Here is a 23,243-nt window from a genome sequence, read left to right as displayed (position 1 = left end):
TAAGATAGTATATTTTTCTGTATAGTATTCCCCTTCACTCTTGCCTTATAATTGAGATTGAAAATTGTTAATGGATATGCAAATGTAGTAAAAATTTATAATATGAGACACTTATTTTTAGTTTTTTTTATTGTACAGTCCGCTTTCGCTCAAAATAATACCGCTTTCGATTGCTCCAGAAGCCTTAGAATCGACTTTAATCTATTAGCCAATGCCCAGCGTATAGAGGTAATTTTTCAACAGCTCAAAAGTGAACCTCATTGGGGAGGCTCGCACACTCACCTTGTTTTTCCGAACTTAGGAAACCTGCGCCTTCAACTGTTCGACGGCGAAACTCTTGTCTTCTCAAAAGGCTTCAACTCACTCGCCGATGAGTGGATGGAAATCGAAGAAGCCAAGACTGAAAAACGACTCTTTTATCACGCTATGCAAATTCCTTTTCCTAAAAAGAAACTGTCTCTGCACATCGATAAACGAAACCGTGAAGGTGTTTTCGAAACGATTGCTTCTCGTGAGATTGACCCTAACGACTATTTTATAAAAGAAGAAAAAAACGTTGCCTTCCCTGTGAAGAAAATACTGTATAATGGTGAGGCTTTCAAAAAAGTAGATATAGCCATCTTAGCAGAAGGATACACCCAAGCCGAAACCGAGAAATTCTATGCCGATGCGCAACGTATGACCGATTATATGTTCACCATTTCCCCTTTCGATAAGCTCAAAAACAATTTCAATGTATATGCCATAGCCGTACCTTCTCAAGAAAGTGGCACCGATGTACCTGGAAAGAACATTTTTAAAAACACTGCATTTAACTCTTCCTTCTACACTTTCAATCAAGAACGCTACCTCACCACCAACAGTATTTGTGAAATAGCCGATGCTGCCTCAGTAGTCCCTTACGACCAACTCTATATCTTAGTAAATACTGAAACTTATGGTGGCGGTGGTTTCTACAATCACCTAAATTTAGGCACTGCTGATAACAACCTTTCTGAAAAGGTATACATACACGAGTTCGGACACGGTTTTGTAGGTCTCGCCGATGAATATTACTACGATTGGGATCCCACTTTTCAAGAGATGTACAATACTAAAATTGAACCTTGGGAAGAAAACATTACCTCATTGGTGAATTTTGAGAGCAAATGGAAGGATATGGTAAAAAAGAAGACTCCTATCCCTACTCCTCGCACTCCTAAATATAAAGATGTTGTAGGTGCTTTCGAAGGAGGAGGTTACACCAGTAAAGGCATTTACAGTCCTGCACAAGACTGCCGTATGAAATCTAACGAACCAAAAGGCTTCTGCCCCGTGTGTGAACGTGCTATTCGCAAAATAGTAGACTTTTACACAAAATAAAGAGGAAGCCATAAAACACCCTCTCAACGCTCACCTCGTGATATAGATATACAAATAAAAAATACGCACTAAGAAAATCTTAGTGCGTATTTTTCTTTTATGCGTCGCTACACTTTGCCAAAGTTTTTGCCTGTGTGGCTCGCACCTTTGGCAAAGTTGATTACCTCAATAATCAATTTCTTTTAGTTATATTGTAGGGGCGATTGGCAAATCGTCCTCACAAAACAAAACTTTTTGTACAGGCTTCTTTTCCTTTTATTGAGCTCTTTTAATAAATATTATATGTTTTGTTCTTCTCTGTTCTGAACGTTATCACTTTATCTTTATTACTTCCTTTTACAATCACCTTTCCTTTACTATAAACATTCTTATTGGCAGGTAATAACACACTGCATTCTCCTCCATTTAATGAAGTAATTTCAGCTTTCTCCAATTTGAATTGTTGCCATTCAAAATTTACTTCAAAACCATTGCGAGCTCTCATACCTTTCATAACGCCGTTTTCCCAATCGGGGTGAGAAGGAAGAGCAGGTAAAAAGCGAATAACATTACCCTTCCCGTGACTCTGTAAGAGCATTTCAGCTATGCCCGCTGTACCTCCAAAGTTCCCATCTATTTGAAACGGAGGGTGTGCACAAAACAAATTAGGATAAGTGCCTCCTCCTTGTCCGTCAGTTATATTAGGGTTTACAGGGTGTAATAATTGGCGCAACAAAAGTAATGCGTGATTGCCGTCTTGTAGTCGTGCCCAAAAGTTTATCTTCCACGCACGTGACCACCCCGTGCCTGCATCACCGCGTATTTCTAATGTCTTTTTAGCGGCTTTGGCTAAATCTGGTGTATCCCAAGGAGTAATCTCATCATATGGGTATAAGCCGTAAAGATGAGAAACGTGCCTATGTTGTGGTTCAGCATCTTCCCAATCGTCAAGCCATTCGTTAAGGTCTCCTTTTTTACCTATGCGATTAGGAACTGTATTTCTGCTGATACGTTCCCACTCTGTGCGTTTCTTACTGTCTAAACCTAATATCTTAGCAGCATCACTTGTATTAGTAAATAGTTCTCGCACTATTTGCATATCCATAGTAGGAGCCACACAAGTAGTTCCTATTTGTTTTTTACCGTCTTTCAGTTCTGGTAATACATAAGCATTTTCAGGAGAGTTTGAAGGGGCTGTTACCCAATAACCCGTTTTGGGGTCTTTAATAAGCAGACTCTCAAAGAAGGTTGTAGCTTCTTTAAGCACAGGGTAATATTCTCTTAGGAAGTTAATATCTTTAGTGAAGAGATAATGTTGCCAAATATGTTCGCATAACCAAGCGCCTCCCGTAAGAGTAGAACCCCACGTCGCCGATTCACCTGGCGAAGTATAAAACCAAGGATTGCTAATAACGTGAGCCACCCATCCATTAGCATTGTAATAGGCTTTCGCTGTTTTGCTTCCATTGGGTACTAAGTTTTTAGTAAACCTTTGTAAAGGTTCGGTAAGCTGCGACAAATTGGTAGGCTCAGCAAGCCAATAATTCATCTGTATATTGATGTTTAAATGGTAATCGCCATTCCAAGGTGTTTGATACTCTTCAGCCCATAAACCTTGCAAATTGGCAGGCAAAAGCCCTTCACGTGAAGAGGAAATAAGCAAATAGCGTCCAAAGTTATAATACAAAATAGGTAATAAAGCATCTTGCTCACCTTTATAAAAGCGTTCCAATCGCTCAAAAGTAGTAAGACCTTCCGTATTGGCATTCGCTTTTCCATACCAGCGATTGCGGTTAAACAATCCCTGAAAAACAATACTACTCTCAGCTTTCGCTTTATCAAAACTCATAGGGGCTTTTTGCAAGTACTCATTAGCTTTTTTAGTTACTGAAATATCCAAAAGCCCTCCCTTATTAAAGTTATAATTAGTTACAGCACTTATCCTCAAAGTAATTTCTTTTGCCGACCGTATAGCTATAGCTTTATGAGTACTCTCTATCTTTCCATCAGTTTGTACATCAACTACCGATGCAAAGCGCATTCCTTCTTTACCACCGTTGGGTAACACACCATTAAGACTGATTTTATTATTCTGATAGGTAATCGTAGCATTCTCTTTGCGGAAGAGTGAAATATCTAAATTAAGCGGTGAGGTAGCTTTTATTTTCACCCATATCACATCGTTTTTAAAATCAGCAAAAGCTGTTTGTTCTATTGAGTTATTATCTCGTTTAAACGAAGTAACAGCTGTAGCTTCATCAAGGCGTAATACTCGCTTGTAATCTTGAATCGGTGACGTGGTTTTCCAATCTAAAAGCAGTTCTGCCAATACTTGATAACAACCATAGCTACAGTTAGCACCTTGTCCCAAACAAGAGCCTTTCCCTTTGGCTACAAAATGCTGTTGTAAGAGTGCTTGTGCTTCTAAGTTTTTCCCTTGTAAAAGTAATTTCTGAATTTCTTTCAGATAGTTGTGTGCATTAGTGTCATCAGCTTCTTGTGTCCCTCCTGACCACAACGAGATTTCATTGAGTACAATTCTATCTACATCAGTCTTTCCAAAGAGCATTGCTCCTAAACGCCCATTTCCAATAGGGATACTTTCAGTAAAATGATTTGCTGGTTTGTGAAACACTACTGATACATCTTGAGGTTGTGCTTTGAGTAGCGTTCCTAAAAATAATAACATAATTAATAAGTTGGTTCTCATAAGATTGGTATATTTTTTATTAAGATGTCGCAAAAGTACAAAACAAGTAGTGTACTTCCAAATATTATTCAAAAAAAAAACAGCTCCATACTATTTATGGAACTGTTTTTATTTTTTATATTAAGAAACTGCTATTTCAATAATAAATTTGCTGAACCTACTTCGTTGAGGCGGTCATCATAAACAGTTACTTTATAAGTGCCTTTATCAAACTCTTTTCCTGTTCTGCTGATAAAATCACACACATCCACATTCTTATTGTCGTAGATGAAGTGAGTAGCTGTACTATAATTCACTGTGTTTTCTCCTTCTGAGGTAGAGTCGTTAGCTCCTAAGGTAACTCCCGATGGTGAAACTACTTTCACATAGAAGTATCTTGAGCCTGATTTTGCTATTCTGTTAGCTCCTACAGTAAAGCAAACTCTTAATTTCTCAGCTGCACGACCTCTTTCGGTAATTTTGTTCTTAGTGCCTTTTACAGCTTCTATTGTAAGTTTGCTAATTTGAAGTGCAGAACCGGCTTCTACCACTTTCTTTAAGCTATTGGCTTGGCGAGCAAGTGAATCGGCTTTAGCACTTGTGTCGTCTAATTTTACTGACACACTGTCTAAATCCTTTCTGATAGCAGTGTTGGCACGTGCCAATGAGTCGTTCTTTCTGATTAAGAAATCGCGCTCTTTGGCAAGAGCAAACGCTTGGTTTTTAAAACGAGCCAATGCCGAAACATTAAGTTTCATATTCTGCAATGAGTCGATGTACTTGCCAATCTTGTCACGCGCATCAAGCAAATCCTGATTCACGTTTTTGTTATCGTCCACTACTTTGTCGTAGCTTCCTTTCAAAGCGTTCAAATCTTTAAGCACTTGCTCTTTCTGAGAGTTAAGATCTGCTTCCGTTGCCTCTTTGTTTTTGTTAAGAGAATAGGTATAATAACCTAAACCTCCTGCTACCAAAGCCAAAATAGCAATTAAAATTTTCGATAAAACACCACCTCTCGGTCTGTCATCATCATTGGGGTATGAAGGATACGATTGCCCTCCATCTGTTCCATTGGACGCTGAGTCCATAAAAATAGGTTTGTCGTAATTATTACTCATAACTTATGATTTTTACTCCGCAAATGTAGGTAAAAAAATATATAACAAGCAAATTTTTATATTTTTTTTAACACTATTAAAAAAAGAAATAGTACTTTTGCAACCGTTTTTTAAGTACAAAATTATTATGTTAATACGTTATTTTGCAATCGTTTTCGGCTGTTTAGGCTTAGGAGAACTCATCGTTGCTCTCACACACATTCCTTTTCCTTCAAGTATCATAGGAATGCTCTTTCTCACCCTATTTTTAGAGCTTGGTTGGGTGAAATTACAGTCTATAAAAGCTCTTTCAGATTTATTAATTTCTAATTTAGGATTGTTTTTCGTACCCCCAAGTATTGGCATTATGGCATACTTTAAACAGATAGGTGAAAACTTCTTAGCTATCTTCCTTTCTATTATCATCAGTACCGTAGTAGTGATTGTTATAACTGGTCACGTATATCAATTCTTCCGTAAAAATTTAAAATAATGAAACCTTTTGTAGAAAACGAAGCCTTCCTTTTGGCTATTACTTTTATCCTCTATTACGGGGTGTTACTTTTTCAACGCAAATATAATTCGGTTTTTTTAAATCCCGTATTAATCACTGTTTTAGTGCTTATTTCTTATCTAATAATCTTTGGTATTTCTCCTCAAAAATATGAAGAAGCCGGTAAGTATATCGATTTTTGGCTCAAACCCTCTATTGTAGCCTTGGGGGTACCTCTCTATTTACAGCTCTCTAAGATAAGAAAACAGCTGATACCCTTAGTGCTCTCTCAGTTTGTAGGTAGTTTAGTAGGGGTACTTACAGTTTGTTTGGTAGCCAAATGGTTAGGGCTCGAAGACGATATCGCCATTTCATTAGCCCCTAAATCGGTTACTACCCCCATTGCGTTGGAAGTATCGCGTATGCTCAATGGCATTGAACCTATTACAGTAATGGCGGTAATGACCACTGGTTTCTTAGGGAATCTTTTTGGTATTACCTTCCTGAATTGGTTTCGCATCAAAAGCCCTATGGCTAAAGGTATTTCATTAGGTACTGCTTCTCACGCTTTGGGTATTATGGCGGCGTTCAACCTAAGTGAAAAATATGCGGTATATGCTAGTTTAGGAATGATTTTTAACGGCATCTTTACCGCTGTATTAGCACCCCCAGTAGTACATTTGCTTTTTTAAGTAACTTATCACATCTCATTAGCATATTACAAAATTTTTCTTTTACAGGTATCTTGCTAATTCAAAAAAAAGTACTACCTTTGCCCCCGATTTGGAGTAACCTCTGGCGAGAGTCGTGAATGTTGCCCATTGATAACATAATTATTTATATTTTTTATGGAACCATTATTAAAGTACGTACAAGACAACTTTATCGAAAAAAAAGACTTCCCCGATTTCTCTGCTGGTGATACTATCACTGTGTATTACGAGATTAAAGAGGGTGATAAAAAACGTACTCAGTTTTTTAAAGGCGTTGTTATTCAACGCAAAGGTCACGGCGTAACCGCTACTTTTACTATTCGTAAAATGTCAGGAACCGTAGGTGTAGAACGTATCTTCCCTATCAATATGCCTGCCCTTCAAAAAATTGAAGTAAACAAAAAAGGTAAAGTAAGACGTGCTCGCATTTACTATTTTAGAGGACTTACTGGTAAAAAAGCCCGTATTAAAGAAGTTCGCTAATCAGTTAAACAAACTTATAAAAGCAAAGAGTAAGACCTTCCTTCCTCTTTGCTTTTTTCTTTTCTAATACCTAATCCATAACTAACACCTAAACATTTGTACGCAATACTCGACATAGAAACCACAGGAGGTAAATACAACGAAGAGGGCATTACCGATATCGCCATCTATCAGTTCAACGGGCACGAAATAACCGACCAGTTCATATCATTGATAAACCCCGAACGCCCCATTCAAGAGTTCGTTACGAAACTTACAGGCATCAACAACAAAATGTTGCGCAATGCTCCTAAATTCTATGAGGTTGCCAAACGCATTGTCGAAATTACCACCGATTGCATTATCGTAGGTCATAATGCCGCCTTCGATTATCGCATCTTGCAAACTGAATTTCGCCGCTTAGGATACGACTTTGTCCGTACAACGCTCTGCACCGTAGAACTCTCCGAGCAACTCATTCCCAATAAAGAATCATATAGTTTAGGTAAGTTAGTGCGCTCCTTAGGTATTCCTGTAAGCGACCGGCATCGCGCCTCTGGTGATGCCTTGGCTACCCTAAAACTCTTTAAATACCTACTCGAAAAGGACACCAAAAAGGATATCATTACTACCTCTGTCAAGCAAGATATTCGTTTAGAAATGGCTTCTCGTCATCTGAAAATACTCGACACTCTCCCTGAAACATTAGGGATTTTTTATATGCATAACGAAGAAGGTAAGGTCATTTACATCGGGAAACACAAAAATATCAAACAACAAGTAAACAGGCTCTTCACTTCTCCGTCCAAACGCGATAGATACTTGCAACGTCATACTTATCGAGTTACTTATCAAGAAACAGGCAATGAACTCATTGCTGCTTTAAAAAGGTTAGAAGAAATACACCTCAACCTCCCAAAATGTAATAGGCGAAATCCTGAAAAAGAAATAAATATCACTTATGCACTCACTTCTCACTTTAATACTAAGGGATATCTTTGTTTTTCAATAGAATTATTATCCACTCAAAACGAAATTATCACTACTTTTGAAACCAAAGAACAAGCCCAGCACTTTTTAAATCAAATCACTGAAGAGTACCATTTAAACGAAGTAGATTTCAATAACGAAACCGTTGAGGAGTATAACTCGCGCGCCTCTGAGGTGCTTTCAAAATATGGACTTGTGCACCGAAACGTAGCTATTGTAGATAAAGGTAGAGTAATAGGCGAGAAAAGCATTATTTTAGTAGTCGATGGCAATATTCAAGGCTATGCCTTCTTTAATCTGAATTTCCAGCTTACTCAATTAGAGATGTTACAAAACCTCATCACTCCTTTACCCAATTCATTAACAAACCGTCACCTTTTGCACGCTTACTTGCGACGAAAACCAAAAGTAAAAGTGCTAAATCTAAGCGAACAAAAACCTTATCATAATGAATAAACGAATTTTTATTACGCTTTTAGGAGCCTTTGCCCTTTTAGCTGGTTGCAACCAAACAGATAGCAATGCAAATGTTACAGCGATGAAAGAAGAAGCTGAGAAGATTTCAAAACTCACCGATTCTATCAAGAAACTCGATGAACAACGCGTCGAAGCACTTAACTTCAGTCTCGAAACAAACGAATTAGCACAACAGTATTTCGAAGATTTGAAAATTGACAATCCTTCACAAATTGTTGTCAATGCTTTAATGGAGATGAACGTAAAGGATACTAAAAACCCTTACATCAAATCTAAAAGCAATGGGAAGTTCTTGTTTAATAAAATACGAATACTGAATGAAAAATGGGTGATTTGTGAATTTACTGATGGTGAATTGTGGGGTGACCTACTTTTGGAATACCATATCGACGGGAATCTAAACCCCACCTTCAAACCACTAGGTGAGGTCATCCACCCTAAATAAATCCGAAGCTATACCATCTGAGAGGAATCTGCCTTTGCGCGTTACTTTCAGATGGTTTTCTTCTATAACTAAAAGCTCATCGGCAAGGTACTTCTGTGCTTGTTGTAACAAATATTGGCGGTAACCTTCCCCAAATACTGTTCTCACTTCTTCCAAATCAATCCCTACCATCGTGCGTATACGCGTGATGATGAGTTCGTTATATCGGTTATTAAGGGTAAGTTCTTCTTTTTCCTGTGGCAAAATCCCCTGCTGTATTTGTTGTATATACTTAATGTTATGAGCGATATTCCAACTACGCTCCTTCCCGTTAAAACTGTGGGCTGAAGGACCTATTCCCATATAGGGCTTGCCAAACCAATAAGCAGTGTTATTTCTGCTAAAATACCCTTCTTTGCCAAAGTTTGAAAACTCGTATTGTATAAAACCCTCTGCTTCCAGAGTATCTATCAACATTTGAAAGTGAGTGTAAGCCTGCTCATCGCTTATTGGCGCTATTTTACCCGTAGCAATAAACTTGTGCAAAGCTGTTTTTTCTTCTACCGTAAGCGCATAGGCTGAGATATGCGGAATATCGAAAGACAGTGCCTTATCAATATTCTCCTGCCAGCGTTCCTCACTCATTTGGGGAATGCCGTAAATCAAATCAATCGTGATATTATTAAAATACTGTGGAGCTATCTGTAATAAAGTCTCTACTTGGCTTACCGTATGCACTCTGTTCATCAATCGCAAGTCCTCTTCAAAAAACGACTGCACTCCTAAACTGAGCCTATTGATACCCAAAGAGCATAATTGTTCCAAAAATTGCTCGGGAGAAGTAGCTCTAAAAAAGTCATCAGGATTAGCTTCTAAGGTAATTTCAGCTGTGGTATTTACCTTGTAATGTGTGAAGATAGTGCGAAAAAGTTGTTGTAATTCGTCATACGAAAGGATACTGGGCGTCCCTCCTCCTAAGTAGATAGTCTGTAACTCACTACCTACGGCTTCCCCTTTGCGCAAAATGAGTTCCTCACAAAGGGCATTTACCATTTCTCCTTTTCTTTTCAGAGTAGTCGAAAAATGGAAATCACAATAATAACAAGCACGCCTACAAAAGGGAATATGAATGTATAAGCTATACAAAATGAAGTATTTTTTAACCTATACGGTCTTGATTTTGTTTTACAAAAGCGTCCCAACCACTATAACTTTGTTGTTTTTGCGACTTGCCACCGTTAAAAAAGTGACAAACAGCCACCGCCAGACCGTCGGTTGCGTCAAAGTGTTTGGGGAGTTCTTTTATATTCAGAAGTTGTTGAAGCATTTTGGCTACTTGTTCCTTGGAGGCACTACCATTACCCGTAATAGCCATTTTCACCTTTTTAGGTTCGTATTCAGTAATAGGAATTTCACGCGATAGCCCCGCTGCCATCGCCACTCCCTGCGCTCTTCCGAGTTTCAACATCGATTGTACATTCTTGCCAAAGAAAGGCGCCTCAATAGCCAATTCATCAGGCTTATAGGTATCTATCAGCTCCAAAGTGCGATTAAAAATCACACTTAGTTTTAAGTAGTGATTGCTGTATTTACTAAGTTGAAGCTCATTCAGCTGTAAGAGCTTCATAGTATCTCTTTCCACCTGAATAAGCCCAAACCCCATAATAGTAGTGCCTGGGTCGATACCTAAAATAATGCGTTCCAAAAGCTACGACTAATTATTTAACGTTAATTTCAATAGGCAAATTAAATTGCGTACTCACGTTCAGTCCGTTCTTGGTAGCTGGTACGATAGCATCTTGCTCTGAGAGCGCCGATAAATTAGCGCGTAATGAGTCTTCAAAGGTTTCACTATCAGTACTTAGTAATTCTTTTGTCTTATCATTGGCTTCTATACCTATAAGCACTATTTTACCTGTATTATCCACTTTTATATTCAGTAATACACGGTCGGTAACAGGCTCTGTTACTTCATAAGGGGCTTTTTTCAAACGCTCTTGAAAAAGGGTTGTAAAAGTCCTCTCAAAACATTCTTTCTGTCCTATCTTCGTCGTTGCTGTATCACATACCCCTCTAAAAATAGGATAAGAGTCTACGTCTTCCTTCACTATTTCCGAGAATTTTATTTCAGCTATCGAGTCCAACTTATGTTGCAATTTTGCTTCTTTCTGCTCAGGAGTGAGTTGGTTACCATTGTCGTTACACGCTACAAGTGCCAATGATAAGGCTAAAAAACAAAAGTAAAATTTCATAATTAAATGTTTAATAAGTGTTTTTACGGCTCAAAAGTATTACAAAAAATTGATTTACAAAAATAAATAACACTTTTTCTTCGTAAAAATATTCCCTTCTAATCTTCTTTTTTGTTAAACCTCTTATATAACAATCTGATTATAAGCGTAATACATTCCTTCCTTTGCCTACAACAAAATTTCCGTACTTTCGTAAGGTTCTTGCCCTTTTAGGAAGATTCTAGCCGTCAAATCGCCTTTAAGGCTAACCTTCTCATCTTCCACACGTAGCCAACTACCTTCGCGCAAACCTATCACAGGAGTATCGTTAAAAACGTGGAATTCCTTAATTCGCGTTTCGCGAGTTTCTCCCTTGTGTTTACTTTGGGGGTCTGGGTCAAGGTAATGAGGGTTGATATTAAAAGGAACAAGCCCTAAGGTTTTAAACGAAGGCGGGTAAACAATAGGCATATCATTAGTAGTCTGCATTGTCTGTCCAGCGATATTACTCCCTGCGCTTGTTCCCATATAAAGCGTCCCATTTTCTACTGCTTCACGCAATACGTCCATCACTTCCAATCCGTACAACTGATTCACCAGCACGAAGGTATTACCTCCGCCTGTAAAAATCGCTTTTGCCTGCCTAATAGCCTTTTTAGGGTCAGCGAATGTGTGTAAGCCCACTATCCTCTTCCCTACCCTATTGAAAAACTGTTGCGCAATCTGAGTATATTCATCGTGCGTAATACCACTGGGGCGTGCATAAGGCACAAACAATATTTCGTCAATTCCTGTAAAGAAATCAATCAATTCATCTTGTAAATAAGAAAGATAAGTACCCCCATATACAGTAGAAGTACTCGCTAATAATATTCTTTTCATCACTGTTTTATTTAGTTATAACACGCAAAGATAATAAAAAATCAAATAGCTTGTATCCCTTCCTCTTTTATTCTACCTTTACTTTTCCCTCGCCACATTCCCCCTCTCTGAGGTAGCCAGCAATAGCTGGGTATGTGCACCGCGAGAGTGGAGTATGTGAGAAGGGGGAGTTTTCTTCCACTTTTGCGTCACCACACTTCCCCTTTGAAGGGGGTTAGGGGGATGTTATCTCCTAGTGCCTATGGCCTAAGGCCTAGTGCCTCTTCTCTTTTCTTTCGCCTCGAAACCCCGTTTTTAACATTTTTAGCCTTATTGTATTACACTATTAATCAATTATTTATATACCCTTTCTATACCAATCGTCCAAGATTCGTATAAGCTTCCTATAAGCTCTCTATAAGCTAACACCACCCTCCTTACACCCTTTTTTCATCAAAAACTCTCTCTTTCCTCTTCCGAACTCCTCCGATATCTTCCGAAAGCTCAGCTGTATCACTTTTAGGGGTACACACTTTGCCAAAGTTTTTGCCTGTGCGGCTCGCACCTTTGGCAAAGTTGAATAAACTGATAATATTTTCTCATTTCCTAATTCCCTCATTTCCTAATTCCCTCATTTCCTAATTCCCTCATTTCCTAATTCCCTCATTTCCTAATTCCCTCATTTCCTAATTCCCTCATTTCCTAATTCCCTCATTTCCTAATTCCCTCATTTTCTAATTTCCACTGGCAAAGTTAATTATCGGTATTTCTGGCATTTTTAGTATTATTGGCATTAAATACACTTTTTTACCTTTTCCTTTTTTCTTTCCAACTTTTTTCGTACCTTTGCACTCAATCTGAAAACTGTTCTCTAAACTATATAGTCAAAGTAAAGAAACTCAATGAAAACAGAACAAGAATTAACCGAATTTTACGAGCGCTTAAAGAATGAACTCATCGAGACTTCGCTCTTCCCCACTCGTTATCTCTATAAATTCGTAATACCTACTGATGAAGCCAAACTCAATCAGCTCAAAGAGGTATTTAAAAATACCAATGCCGAAATCACCACACGCCCATCGTCTAACGATAAGTACACAGGTGTTTCGGTAAGCCTTACCGTTAAAAACCCCGATGAGGTAATTGCCTATTACAAAGAAGCAGGTAAAGTAAAAGGAATATTATCATTATGACGACCTTAGAATATAACACCGAACGCCCTCACTTAATCATCCCTGAATACGGGCGACACATTCAAAAAATGATAGAAAAAGCGGTACTCCTTAAAGACCGCGATACACGTAATAAAACGGCTCGAAGTATCGTCGCCGTAATGGGAAACTTATTCCCTCACTTGCGCGACGTCCCTGATTTTCAACATAAACTTTGGGACCAGCTCTTTATAATGTCCGATTTTCAGTTAGACGTCGATTCTCCTTATGAAAAACCCACGCCTTCCACACTTCATAAACATCCCGAAAGACTTAGATACCCTCAAGCACATCCCCGCTACCGCTTCTACGGCAACGTAATTATTCGTATGATAAACACTTGCGTAAATTGGGAAAAAGGCGACCTACGTGAAGCTTTAGAGTATTCTATCGCTAACCATATGAAGAAATGCTTCCTCACTTGGAATAAGGAAAGCGTAGACGATAGCGTGGTTTTTGAACATCTATACGAACTGAGTAACGGGCAAATTGATTTGAGAAAGGCTAACGAAGACCTTACTAATAGTCGTGACCTTATCCGCACGAAGCAAAATCTAACTAAACGCACTCCTCAACCGCAACCTCAGCAAGCTAAAAGAATATTCTCAACAAATAAAAAAAATAACAATGGGCGTTTTTAAAATAGAAGGTGGACATACCCTCAAAGGAAGTATCACACCACAAGGAGCTAAAAACGAAGCACTACAAGTGCTTTGTGCAGTTTTACTCACCGACCAAAAAGTTACCATTCACAACATTCCCGATATTCAAGATGTGAATAAACTGATTTCTTTGCTCGAGAATTTAGGAGTCAAAATCCAAAAGCTCGGGAAAGGTACTTATAGCTTTCAAGCCGACGATATCAATATAGACTATTTAAAGTCTGAGTCTTTTCATACCGAAGGGCAAGCCCTGCGAGGTTCTATTATGATAGTAGGTCCTCTGCTCACGCGTTTTGGAGTAGGCTATATTCCTAAACCGGGAGGTGATAAAATAGGTCGCCGTCGCCTCGACACCCACTTCGATGGGTTTATCAAATTAGGTGCCCACTTCGAGTATGATGAGAATAATTTTACTTATAGCGTAGTAGCCAAGAAACTAAAAGGAAGCTATATGCTTTTAGAAGAAGCCTCTATTACAGGTACTGCCAATATTATTATGGCTTCCGTATTAGCCGAAGGCACTACAACTATTTATAACGCAGCTTGCGAGCCCTATGTACAACAACTCTGCCATATGCTCAACGCTATGGGAGCCGATATACAAGGTATCGGTTCCAACCTCGTTACTATCAATGGGGTAGAACGCTTAGAGGGTTGTACACACACTATCCTCCCCGATATGATTGAAATAGGTAGTTGGATAGGTTTAGCTGCTATGACCCGCAGTGAAATTACCATTAAGAATGTAGGCTGGGAGCATTTGGGTATTATGCCTACTATCTTCCAGAAATTAGGTATTACCTTCGAAAAGAAAAACGACGATATTCATATCCCCGCTCATACTAACGGCTATGAAATCCAAAATTATATCGATGGCTCTATCCTAACCGTAGCCGATGCCCCTTGGCCTGGTTTTACCCCCGACCTACTCAGTATCGTGCTGGTAGTCGCTACTCAAGCACGTGGGGAAGTGCTTATTCACCAAAAGATGTTTGAAAGTAGGCTATTCTTTATCGATAAACTCATAGATATGGGCGCTAAAATTATACTATGCGACCCTCACCGTGCTACCGTTATCGGTAATGATTTCCGTTCACCTTTGCGCGCAACCCTAATGACCTCGCCTGATATTCGTGCCGGTATAGCCTTGCTTATTGCAGCTCTTTCAGCCAAAGGCACCTCTACCATTTACAATATAGAACAAATAGACCGTGGTTACGAAAACATCGACGGACGCCTCAAAGCTCTCGGTGCCCAAATAGTAAGAGTTTCCTAATAGATATCCGATAACACGTAACATATTAATCATTAACCATTAAACATTAATCATTAAAAAGTGAATTATAATTTTGACGAAGTAGTTTGCAGAAAACACACCGATGCTCTCAAGTTAGAGGCATTAGCCCCCCGCTGGGGACGCACCGATTTGCTTCCTATGTGGGTAGCCGATATGGATTTTAAAACACCTCCTTTCATAGTGGAAGTGATGAAAAAACGTATGGAATGTGAAGTGTTTGGCTACACAGCGAAACCCGAAAGTTGGTATGAAGCCATTATCAGTTGGCAAAAGCGCCGTCATAAGTGGACGATTACCAAAGAAATGATTTCATTCGTACCTGGCGTAGTACCTGCTTTGGCAATGGCAGTACAGGCATTTACTCAGCGTGGTGAAAAGGTGATGATTCAGCAACCTGTATATAATCCTTTCACTCAGGTAATCCGCAATAACCATCGCGAATTAGTAAACTGTCCATTGGAGCTGAAAGATGGGCAATATTATATCAATTTTAAACTCTTCGAAAAAAAGATAAAAGGCTGTAAGCTCTTTCTCTTCTGTCACCCTCATAACCCTGGCGGACGTGTATGGACGCGCGAAGAACTCGAAAAAGTAGCAACTATCTGTGCTCAGAACAACGTAATAATAGTAGCTGACGAAATCCACGCCGACCTTACCTTACTTCCCTACGAGCACATTCCGTTTGCCTCAGTAAGCGAAGAAGCTAAACAGAACTCCGTTGTATTTGCATCTCCCAGTAAGGCTTTTAATATGGCAGGCTTAGCTACCTCTTATGCGGTAATTGCTAATCCTACCCTGCGCCGTCGCTTCGAGAGCTATGTAGAAGGGAACGAATTGGCTGCCGGCAATGTCTTTGCTTTTAATACCGTTGTAGCAGCCTATAACAAAGGCGAAGAATGGTTACAACAAATGCTCACCTACGTTCAAGGTAATATTGATGAAGTGGTAAGTTATATCAAGGAAAACATACCTCAACTAAAAGTTATCATACCTCAAGCCTCTTATTTAGTGTTTATTGATTTCAGTGCGTTACAGCTCAACCAAAAAGATATAGTCGCTCTATGTACCAATAGGGCGCATTTAGCCTTAAATGATGGTAGCATTTATGGTGAAGAAGGCAATGGCTATATGCGCATCAATTTAGCTTGTCCGCGTAGTGTGGTAAGGCAAGCCTTAGCTCAACTCAAAGACGCAATAACTTCAATATAAAAGTCAAGCGCCTAAATAATCAGATTATTTAGGCGCTTTTCACATTTCTTTTCTCCAATATATCCGAGCTTTTAATTGAGCTCTTATCTCAATTTCAGCGTTACAATGCTAATCACCGCTAAGAAAATCCCTACAATAAGAAAGCGCATCACTATTTTACTCTCGTGATACCCCTTCTTTTGGTAATGGTGGTGTAAAGGCGACATCAAGAAGATACGTCTACCTTCACCATATTTTTTCTTCGTATATTTAAAGTAAACCACTTGCAATATCACCGATAAGTTTTCAATGAGGAAGATACCACAGAGCACAGGTAACAAGAGTTCTTTGCGTACTGCTATGGCTATCACAGCTATAATCCCGCCTATGGTCAAACTTCCTGTATCGCCCATAAACACTTGGGCAGGATAGGTATTATACCACAAAAAGCCCACCAAAGCTCCTGCAAAAGCGGCTATGAATACCGTCATCTCCCCTACTCTTGGGATATACATAATATTTAAGTATTCCGAGAAGATAATGTTACCCGAAATCCACGCAAATAGCCCTAATGTCAGGACTATAATAGCCGAGCTTCCCGCTGCCAATCCGTCTATACCATCAGTAAGGTTCGCTCCGTTAGAAACTGCTGTAACAATAAGAATCACAATAGGAATAAATACCAGCCACACATAATGATGATAATTATCTCCTGCCCACGCAATGAGGTCAGCATAGTCAAACTCGTTATTCTTCACAAACGGAATAGTAGTTTTCGTCGATTTCACTTCTGGAACAAAATTCTCTGTGGCTGTTTCTGCTACTACTTCAGTACGTGTTCGTCCAATACCTGTTTTCTCACTCTTAATAGTTACATTATCATTAAAATAGAGCGTCGCCCCTACGATAATTCCTAAGCCTATTTGTCCTAATATTTTAAAACGTCCTTTCAGTCCGTCTTTATTCTTGCGGAAAGTCTTGATATAATCGTCGATAAAGCCAATGGCTCCCATCCACACAGTAGTGATGAGTAGCAATAGGGTATATACGTTATCTAACTTAGCCAACAGCAGTACAGGTATAAGCGTGGCAAGAATAATGATAATCCCCCCCATAGTAGGAGTGCCTGCTTTCTCATTCTGTCCCGTAAGCCCTAAGTCTCGTACCGTTTCGCCTATCTGTTTGCGTTGTAGGAGGCGAATAATACGCTTCCCATAGATGGTAGAAATAAGCAAGGAAAGCATTAAAGCTAAACCTGCGCGAAACGATAAGTATTTATAAAGCCCCGACCCTGGAAAGTCGTAATATTTTTCAAGATATTCTAATAAATAATATAACATTTTAAGTAATAGTTAAGTGGTAAGAGATAAGAACTATTTGATAACGATTACAATCTCTTTATCGCGTCTCTTTTTCTTTTTGCCATCAGTGGCTTTTAAATCAATTTTCACGGTATGAGCATCTATTTTCTCAATATAAGGATGTTTGCCTTTTATCTTCTTTATTTTGCCCTCGAATACAAGCGTATTATTGATATCAATATTAAACATCTTCTTCATCTGTGCTACGCGCTCTGCTTGCTCTTCATCATCTGTATTTTGTTCCAAAGCAGCGATATTGATGCGCAACTCCTTGCCGTCCCATTTAAAAGCCGAAATACTCAGAGGGTTGTTATTGCGTGTCCCTCTATCAATAGCAGCGGTGATAGAAGCGTATTCTTCAGGCGCAAAATGGTCGAACCTAACCTGAAAACCTACTTCCTTATTGTCTTTAAAAAGTCCTTTAATAGCTGCACGTTTCAGCAATTCAGCTTTATCAGCAGGAATGCTATCCTTTTCTACTGTTTTTTGAAAGTCGTAAACCGATTGCCATTCTTTTGGAAATTCGGGCATATTCACGTTTTTCAAACTGTTTTCTCCTTGTTTTGCTTTTGCTTGCATAGCGAGCATTTCACTCATATCTACTGCCATATCGGTGGAAATGGTAGCATCTTTATGAAATGTAAAGGTATTTGTTACACTACAAGATTGCAATGCCAGTAGCGTAAAAGCTAATAAAATCAGTTTTTTCATTAGTTATCAATCACAAATTTTGGTGCAAAGATAATATTTTTTACAATACTTCTATCATTCCTCAAATCAAACGTACCTTTTTTACTTCAAAATATCTTCCTCTATCCTCCTTCTTAGGTTTGTTTTAACTCCGCCTTCCCTTCGTTCTTTGTTCGTTCTTTGTTCGTTCTTTGTTCGTTCTTTGTTCGTTCTTTGTTCGTTCTTTGTTCGTTCTTTCTCTATCTGCCTGTCGTGCTACGACCTCGCACCTGACTATCGTGCTACGACCTCGCACTGTCATTAATTTGGTATTATTGGCATTTCTGGTATTATTGGTATTTCTACATTGTGGTTTTCTGAAGAACTTCCTCCACCGTTGTCCTGTAATCAAACCAATGTATAGAACTATCTTTGTGAAACCACGTAAATTGTCGCTTAGCAAATCGACGAGTGTTCTTCTTAATTTCCTCTATCGCAAAGCCAAAAGAGGTCTTCCCTTCAAAAAAAGCAAATAACTCCTTGTAGCCTACTGTCTGCAAGGCATTGAGTTCCTTGTACCGAAACATATCTTGTGCTTCTATAAGCAACCCACCTTCAAGCATTTGCTCTACTCGCTCATCAATGCGATTGTAAAGCACCTCTCGCTCTGCCGTAAGTCCTACTTGTATGCTCTCAAAGTCTCTCACCGTTTCTTTTCTGTTTAAAAAAGACGAATAAGGCTTCCCTGCTACCATACACACTTCTAAGGCGCGTATCATTCGTTGCGGATTATTTGTATCTATTTTCTCGTATTGCACAGGGTCTAAAGTTTTTAACTTTTGTTGCAAAAAAACAATACCTTCTGCTTTATACTGCGCATTCAGCTCTTTCCTTATCTGTTCATCGGTTTCAGGAAAATCATCTAACCCACTGAGCACTGCATTAGCATAAAGCCCACTTCCTCCTACCATTACTACCACATCGTGAGTTCTAAAAAGTGTGTTGAGCAAGCTAATAGCATCGCGCTCAAAATCACCTACCGAATAAGGCTCAAAAATAGATTTATGCTGAATGAAATGGTGCTTTGCCTGAGCTAATTCATAGGACGAAGGAACAGCTGTGCCTATAGAAAGCTCCTTAAAAAACTGACGTGAGTCGCAAGAGATGATTTCAGTACCGAAGTGTTGTGCTAAGGCTATAGCCATTCGCGTTTTTCCAATAGCAGTAGGTCCTACCACACTCAAAAGTATTTTTTTATGCTTCATCGTGATTGCTCTTTTGGAGTATTAACTCACTACCACATTGGCTACAATATTTAGCCCCCTGCAAATGTTTGTCAAAAGAACATTGTTTGCAAACCAATTTTCCAGCAACCTCATTCTCTTTGTGTTGCTTTTTGTTCTCCTCAAAAGATTGTTTCTTTTTCATATGGGTATATTCAGCAGTAACAATACCCGTAGGTACCGCAATAACACCATAACCCAATATCATTACAAATGAAGCTATCAGCTGTCCCAATGTAGTTTGCGGAGCTATATCTCCATAGCCTACGGTAGTCATTGTTACAATACACCAGTAAACACTGCGTGGGATACTGCTAAACCCGTTCTGGTGTCCTTCTACCACATACATTACTGACCCTAAGAGTATACAAATCACCGATATGAAATAAATGAAGATAAGAATTTTGTCTCGGCTAGTGCGCAAAGCCATTTTCAGTTCCTCCCCTTGATTCATAAAACTCACTAAATCCAAGATACGGAAAATTCGCAATAAGCGCAGAGCCCTCACTACTGATATCGCCTTTGCACCAGGAGCGAAGAACGATATGTACATCGGCAAAATAGCAATGAGGTCTATAATGCCATACATACTAAAAATATATTTATAAGGCTTTTTATTGGTAATAATACGCAAGATATATTCAAGTGAGAAGAAAACGGTTATCACCCACTCCATAAACACCAACAAACCGTGCAAATAGTGGTCAACACCCTTTACGGTTTCAAGCATTACCATTATCACACTGATAGTAATGAGCGACAACAGCACAAGGTCAAATAGTTTACCTAAGCGTGTATTCGTCCCATAGATAATAATATAAGCCTTTTGCTTGAATATATTATATTTTGATTTAAGTGCTGCTTTGTCCATAAATCAATATTTACTAAGCCATTCACGGAATGAATAAAAGTTTTGTGGTGATACACCGTGCCCTATCGGAAACTCTTCATAAGTACATTTAGCCCCTATTGATTTTAAAAACTCAGGTGTTTTTCTGTCCCATTCCACAGGTATTACTTGGTCACTGGTGCCGTGCGATACGTAAAAGTGCGTAGCCGAATGGTTCTCTTTCTTATATCCGTCTTTCAAGATATCCTCATTTAAGTAACCACTCAGTGCTATTACTCTGCGTATTTTCTTAGGATAAGATATCGCAATAGCCATACTCAATATACTTCCCTGACTGAATCCTAAGAGGTTTATGTTTCTCGTATCCAAATCATATACCTTACAAGCCTCATCAATACATTTCATTATTAATTCACGCGATTCAATAGCCTGCTCATTATCGCTCCAATAGGCTTGGTCTTCATCAAAGTTAATCATATACCACGCATAACCAAATGAGGTTAAATTATAAGGCGCACGCAATGATATAATCGTGTATTCTTTGGGTAATTCATCGGCAAAGGAGAAAAGGTCTTCCTCATTGCTCCCATAACCGTGCAACATAAATATTACAGGCGAACGTTTAGTCCTTACCTGTGGTTCGCGAATTACGTATTCTAAAGGTAGTTTTTTATGTGTTTCCATTGTTTTTTTCTTTGTTTTAAAGTAACAGTTTGTAAATAATAAAATCAAGCTCCCTATAACAAAGGTAAGACATTTCTTAAACTCCATCGTTCAATATTGCTTGTCTGTGGGCAATAATCCCCAATACTTTTCCTTTCATTGTCGCACCTATAAAAGCACTATTCTTCGAAGCCGATAATATCATCTCTTTTGTAAAAACAGTCTCTCCTTCGGGAGTAAAGATAGTAACATCAGCTTCTGTATTTTCAGCTATGGGTGCAGTAGGTATCCCGAAACGTTTGCGCGCCGAGGTAAGCAGTGTTACCGCTCTTTCAACAGTTGTATACTGACTCAGCACACCCCACACATTCTCCAGCCCAATAGTTCCAAACGAGGCAAGGTCAAACTCTTTAAATTTGAGTTCTATGTCCAACGGATTATGGTCAGAGGTAACAAAGTCTATCGCTCCTCTTTGTAAGGCGTTTCTTAGTTCCTTTACATTTTCAGTATCGCGCAAAGGGGGCAACACCTTGTAATTAGTATCAAACCCTTCTAAAACCTCGTCAGTAAACTGAATATTATGGATAGCTACGCTACAAGTCACGTCCAATCCTTTGTTTTTTGCCTCCTCAATAAGCGCTACCGATTTTGCTGTGGATATAGTAGGAATATGTAACTTCCCCCCTGCGTATTCTAATATAGCCAAATCACGCGCTACACACAGTTCTTCAGCCAAAGCAGGAATGCCTTTTAGTCCTAATCGTGTACCTTCTATATGCTCATTCACCACACCTTTACCCATAATTTTAGCATCGTTAGGAAAAGAAATAACAATACCACCGAAAGGCTGTGTATATTGCAAGGCTATTTTCAGCAGGTTGCTGTTGTGTATAGGCTTCTTATAATCGCCAAAAGCCACAGCACCTCCATTTTGCATATCGTAAAGCTCGGCAAGAAATTCCCCCTTACTCTCTACTGTTAGTGCCCCAATAGGGTGAGCGGTAGTAGCAAAATGCTTTGTTTTTTCTTTGATATACATTACAGCTTGCTTGTTGTCGGCTACGGGGTGAGTAAGCGGATTAACGAGCACGTGTGTAAAACCACTTCTCTGTGCCGTAAGCATTCCATTCCCTAAGGTCTCCCGCTCTTCAAAGCCTGGTTCGCCAAAGCAAACACTGCTATCCGTCCAACCTTGTGATATACAAGTGTTTTCCAGGACCTTATCTACCCCTTCGGCAGCAATATGATTGGATATCTGCTTAATAACCCCATCTGAAATTAAAATATCTTTTACAGCACCGTGATAGGCACTCTCTTCATCAATAATTTTTGCCGACTTGAGTAATATATCCATAGAATTACGCTTTTAATTTCTCTGCAAAGGTACAACTAAAAAAACAATTAAAAACTATTTTTACAAATTATTTTTTTCAGATAAGAAAATTTAGTACATTTGTCGCCTAATAAAAAAAGACAACAAGTACAAAAAGTTATTTTTATAAGCGAATCCCTATAAGATGTAGAAAATTTTTCTACAAAACAGCCTTTACACAGTGATACCACAGGTATAGCTATCGTCCAAGATTCGTCCAAGATTCGTATAAGGTTTGTCCAAGATAGGTATACAGAATATTTTTCTAACCTTAAAAATCTGTTATCTCAACATTCACCTAATTTTAGAAAATACCCAAAAACTATGGAAAGCATATTTAAACATTGCCCAAATTGTACTTCTACAAACATCGAATTTCCTAATAACGTGCGCTTTTTGTGCCACGATTGTGGTTTTACCTATTTCCACAATATTGCCGCCGCGGTAGCAGTAGTGTTCAAGCATAAAGATAAAATACTATTTACAGTCCGCAATATGAACCCCGACAAAGGAAAACTCGACCTTCCAGGTGGTTTTATCGACCCCAACGAAACGGCTCAAGAAGCAGCTTGTCGCGAAGTAAAAGAAGAAATGGGACTCATCATCAAACCTGAGCAACTGCGCTTCATCACCACCTACCCCAATAATTATCTGTACAAAAATGTACCCTACCGCACTATGGATATCTTTTTTGAATGCGAACTCAAAGCCGAAGAAGTACATATTGTAGCCCCCGATGAAATTAAAGAACTCCGGTGGATTGCTCTTAAAGATATTCAAGAAGAAGAAATTGGTTTTATATCAGTGCGTACAGTCATAAAACAACTTCAAAGCTAATTATTGATATACAGTTTATTAGTTTAGAAAAAAGAGAGATTTCTTAAAAAATAATTTCTTTTTTGCTTGGTG

23 protein-coding genes are annotated in these 23,243 nt (G+C 38.9%); 11 read left to right on the top strand and 12 right to left on the bottom strand.

The genetic code is table 11. The features are described from left to right. Positions 1-102: 102 nt before the first annotated feature. Positions 103-1,362 carry a M64 family metallopeptidase gene (locus C3V44_RS00630; protein WP_106096601.1) on the top strand — a complete coding sequence of 420 codons (1,260 nt, stop codon included), beginning with the start codon at positions 103-105 and terminating at the stop codon, positions 1,360-1,362. Between the two features lie 268 nt (positions 1,363-1,630). Here the strand turns inward: C3V44_RS00630 and C3V44_RS00620 are convergent, their stop codons facing one another. Together C3V44_RS00620 and C3V44_RS00615 are read right to left on the bottom strand one after the other, a co-directional pair. Then, entirely contained in the window at positions 1,631-4,051 is a 2,421-nt protein-coding gene (locus tag C3V44_RS00620) for a glycoside hydrolase N-terminal domain-containing protein (protein ID WP_371411826.1), read from the bottom strand. Positions 4,052-4,182: 131 nt separating this feature from the next. After that, positions 4,183-5,148, bottom strand: a complete 966-nt coding sequence (locus C3V44_RS00615) for a hypothetical protein (RefSeq protein WP_002672807.1) — start codon at positions 5,146-5,148, stop codon at positions 4,183-4,185. Between the two features lie 127 nt (positions 5,149-5,275). Between C3V44_RS00615 and C3V44_RS00610 the strand changes: the two genes are divergently transcribed. From C3V44_RS00610 to C3V44_RS00590, 5 genes are all read left to right on the top strand, one after another. After that, positions 5,276-5,620 carry a CidA/LrgA family protein gene (locus C3V44_RS00610; RefSeq protein WP_106095179.1) on the top strand — a complete coding sequence of 115 codons (345 nt, stop codon included), beginning with the start codon at positions 5,276-5,278 and terminating at the stop codon, positions 5,618-5,620. Next, positions 5,620-6,312: an LrgB family protein gene (locus C3V44_RS00605; RefSeq protein ID WP_106095178.1), complete on the top strand. Its 693-nt coding sequence runs from the start codon at positions 5,620-5,622 to the stop codon at positions 6,310-6,312. Before C3V44_RS00610 ends, C3V44_RS00605 begins: the two co-directional genes overlap by 1 nt. A gap of 156 nt (positions 6,313-6,468) precedes the next feature. Further along, complete coding sequence (gene rplS / locus C3V44_RS00600) at positions 6,469-6,816, top strand: 50S ribosomal protein L19 (RefSeq protein WP_002672812.1); 348 nt, start codon at positions 6,469-6,471, stop codon at positions 6,814-6,816. A gap of 96 nt (positions 6,817-6,912) precedes the next feature. Further along, positions 6,913-8,241 carry an exonuclease domain-containing protein gene (locus tag C3V44_RS00595; protein WP_106095177.1) on the top strand — a complete coding sequence of 443 codons (1,329 nt, stop codon included), beginning with the start codon at positions 6,913-6,915 and terminating at the stop codon, positions 8,239-8,241. After that, a complete protein-coding gene (locus C3V44_RS00590; protein WP_106095176.1) occupies positions 8,234-8,707 on the top strand; it encodes a hypothetical protein in 474 nt (157 codons plus the stop codon). Before C3V44_RS00595 ends, C3V44_RS00590 begins: the two co-directional genes overlap by 8 nt. Here C3V44_RS00590 and hemW read toward each other — a convergent pair. From hemW to pepE, 4 genes are all read right to left on the bottom strand, one after another. After that, positions 8,681-9,832 (bottom strand): radical SAM family heme chaperone HemW, encoded by a 1,152-nt coding sequence (hemW, locus tag C3V44_RS00585; RefSeq protein WP_106095175.1) that lies wholly within the window; start codon positions 9,830-9,832, stop codon positions 8,681-8,683. The genes C3V44_RS00590 and hemW overlap by 27 nt on opposite strands. A 13-nt stretch (positions 9,833-9,845) precedes the next feature. After that, positions 9,846-10,391, bottom strand: a complete 546-nt coding sequence (gene ruvC / locus C3V44_RS00580) for a crossover junction endodeoxyribonuclease RuvC (RefSeq protein ID WP_002672831.1) — start codon at positions 10,389-10,391, stop codon at positions 9,846-9,848. 13 nt (positions 10,392-10,404) lie between these two features. After that, a complete protein-coding gene (locus C3V44_RS00575) occupies positions 10,405-10,938 on the bottom strand; it encodes a hypothetical protein (RefSeq protein WP_009410747.1) in 534 nt (177 codons plus the stop codon). Positions 10,939-11,106: 168 nt separating this feature from the next. Beyond that, positions 11,107-11,799: a dipeptidase PepE gene (pepE, locus tag C3V44_RS00570; protein ID WP_009410746.1), complete on the bottom strand. Its 693-nt coding sequence runs from the start codon at positions 11,797-11,799 to the stop codon at positions 11,107-11,109. 881 nt (positions 11,800-12,680) lie between these two features. On the opposite strand from pepE, the gene C3V44_RS00560 reads away from it, so the two are divergent. The 4 genes from C3V44_RS00560 to C3V44_RS00545 are packed head-to-tail and all read left to right on the top strand — an operon-like array spanning position 12,681 to position 16,157. Beyond that, on the top strand, positions 12,681-12,971 hold the full coding sequence (locus C3V44_RS00560; RefSeq protein ID WP_106095174.1) for a DUF493 family protein: 291 nt from the start codon (positions 12,681-12,683) through the stop codon (positions 12,969-12,971). Then, a complete protein-coding gene (locus C3V44_RS00555) occupies positions 12,968-13,630 on the top strand; it encodes a DUF4290 domain-containing protein (protein WP_002672843.1) in 663 nt (220 codons plus the stop codon). Before C3V44_RS00560 ends, C3V44_RS00555 begins: the two co-directional genes overlap by 4 nt. Then, complete coding sequence (murA, locus tag C3V44_RS00550; protein ID WP_106095173.1) at positions 13,617-14,927, top strand: UDP-N-acetylglucosamine 1-carboxyvinyltransferase; 1,311 nt, start codon at positions 13,617-13,619, stop codon at positions 14,925-14,927. The genes C3V44_RS00555 and murA overlap by 14 nt, the downstream gene beginning before the upstream one ends. Positions 14,928-14,987: 60 nt before the next feature. After that, the gene (locus C3V44_RS00545) at positions 14,988-16,157 is read left to right on the top strand and encodes a MalY/PatB family protein (protein ID WP_106095172.1); all 1,170 of its coding nucleotides are present in this window, start codon (positions 14,988-14,990) and stop codon (positions 16,155-16,157) included. Positions 16,158-16,240: 83 nt separating this feature from the next. Here the strand turns inward: C3V44_RS00545 and mraY are convergent, their stop codons facing one another. The 6 genes from mraY to C3V44_RS00515 all read right to left on the bottom strand — a co-directional run bounded on the left by mraY (position 16,241) and on the right by C3V44_RS00515 (position 22,316). Continuing rightward, positions 16,241-17,476, bottom strand: a complete 1,236-nt coding sequence (gene mraY / locus C3V44_RS00540) for a phospho-N-acetylmuramoyl-pentapeptide-transferase (protein ID WP_009410740.1) — start codon at positions 17,474-17,476, stop codon at positions 16,241-16,243. 33 nt (positions 17,477-17,509) lie between these two features. After that, positions 17,510-18,208 (bottom strand): hypothetical protein, encoded by a 699-nt coding sequence (locus tag C3V44_RS00535; RefSeq protein ID WP_106095171.1) that lies wholly within the window; start codon positions 18,206-18,208, stop codon positions 17,510-17,512. A gap of 320 nt (positions 18,209-18,528) precedes the next feature. Then, positions 18,529-19,431 carry a tRNA (adenosine(37)-N6)-dimethylallyltransferase MiaA gene (gene miaA, locus C3V44_RS00530; protein ID WP_106095170.1) on the bottom strand — a complete coding sequence of 301 codons (903 nt, stop codon included), beginning with the start codon at positions 19,429-19,431 and terminating at the stop codon, positions 18,529-18,531. Further along, a complete protein-coding gene (locus C3V44_RS00525; protein WP_106095169.1) occupies positions 19,421-20,320 on the bottom strand; it encodes an ion transporter in 900 nt (299 codons plus the stop codon). Before C3V44_RS00525 ends, miaA begins: the two co-directional genes overlap by 11 nt. Before the next feature lie 3 nt (positions 20,321-20,323). Continuing rightward, positions 20,324-21,070, bottom strand: a complete 747-nt coding sequence (locus C3V44_RS00520) for an alpha/beta hydrolase (protein ID WP_009417951.1) — start codon at positions 21,068-21,070, stop codon at positions 20,324-20,326. Continuing rightward, a complete protein-coding gene (locus C3V44_RS00515; RefSeq protein ID WP_106095168.1) occupies positions 21,060-22,316 on the bottom strand; it encodes a dihydroorotase family protein in 1,257 nt (418 codons plus the stop codon). Before C3V44_RS00515 ends, C3V44_RS00520 begins: the two co-directional genes overlap by 11 nt. Positions 22,317-22,658: 342 nt before the next feature. Here C3V44_RS00515 and C3V44_RS00505 point away from each other — a divergent pair, with 342 nt between their 5' ends. Next, the gene (locus C3V44_RS00505; protein ID WP_106095166.1) at positions 22,659-23,171 is read left to right on the top strand and encodes an NUDIX domain-containing protein; all 513 of its coding nucleotides are present in this window, start codon (positions 22,659-22,661) and stop codon (positions 23,169-23,171) included. Positions 23,172-23,243 lie beyond the last annotated feature (72 nt).

It is taken from the genome of Capnocytophaga sp. oral taxon 864 (assembly GCF_002998835.1).
GTDB classification, from domain to species: domain Bacteria; phylum Bacteroidota; class Bacteroidia; order Flavobacteriales; family Flavobacteriaceae; genus Capnocytophaga; species Capnocytophaga ochracea.
The sequence above is the reverse complement of the archived record's forward strand: the minus strand, read 5'-3'. Positions and strand labels throughout refer to the sequence as shown.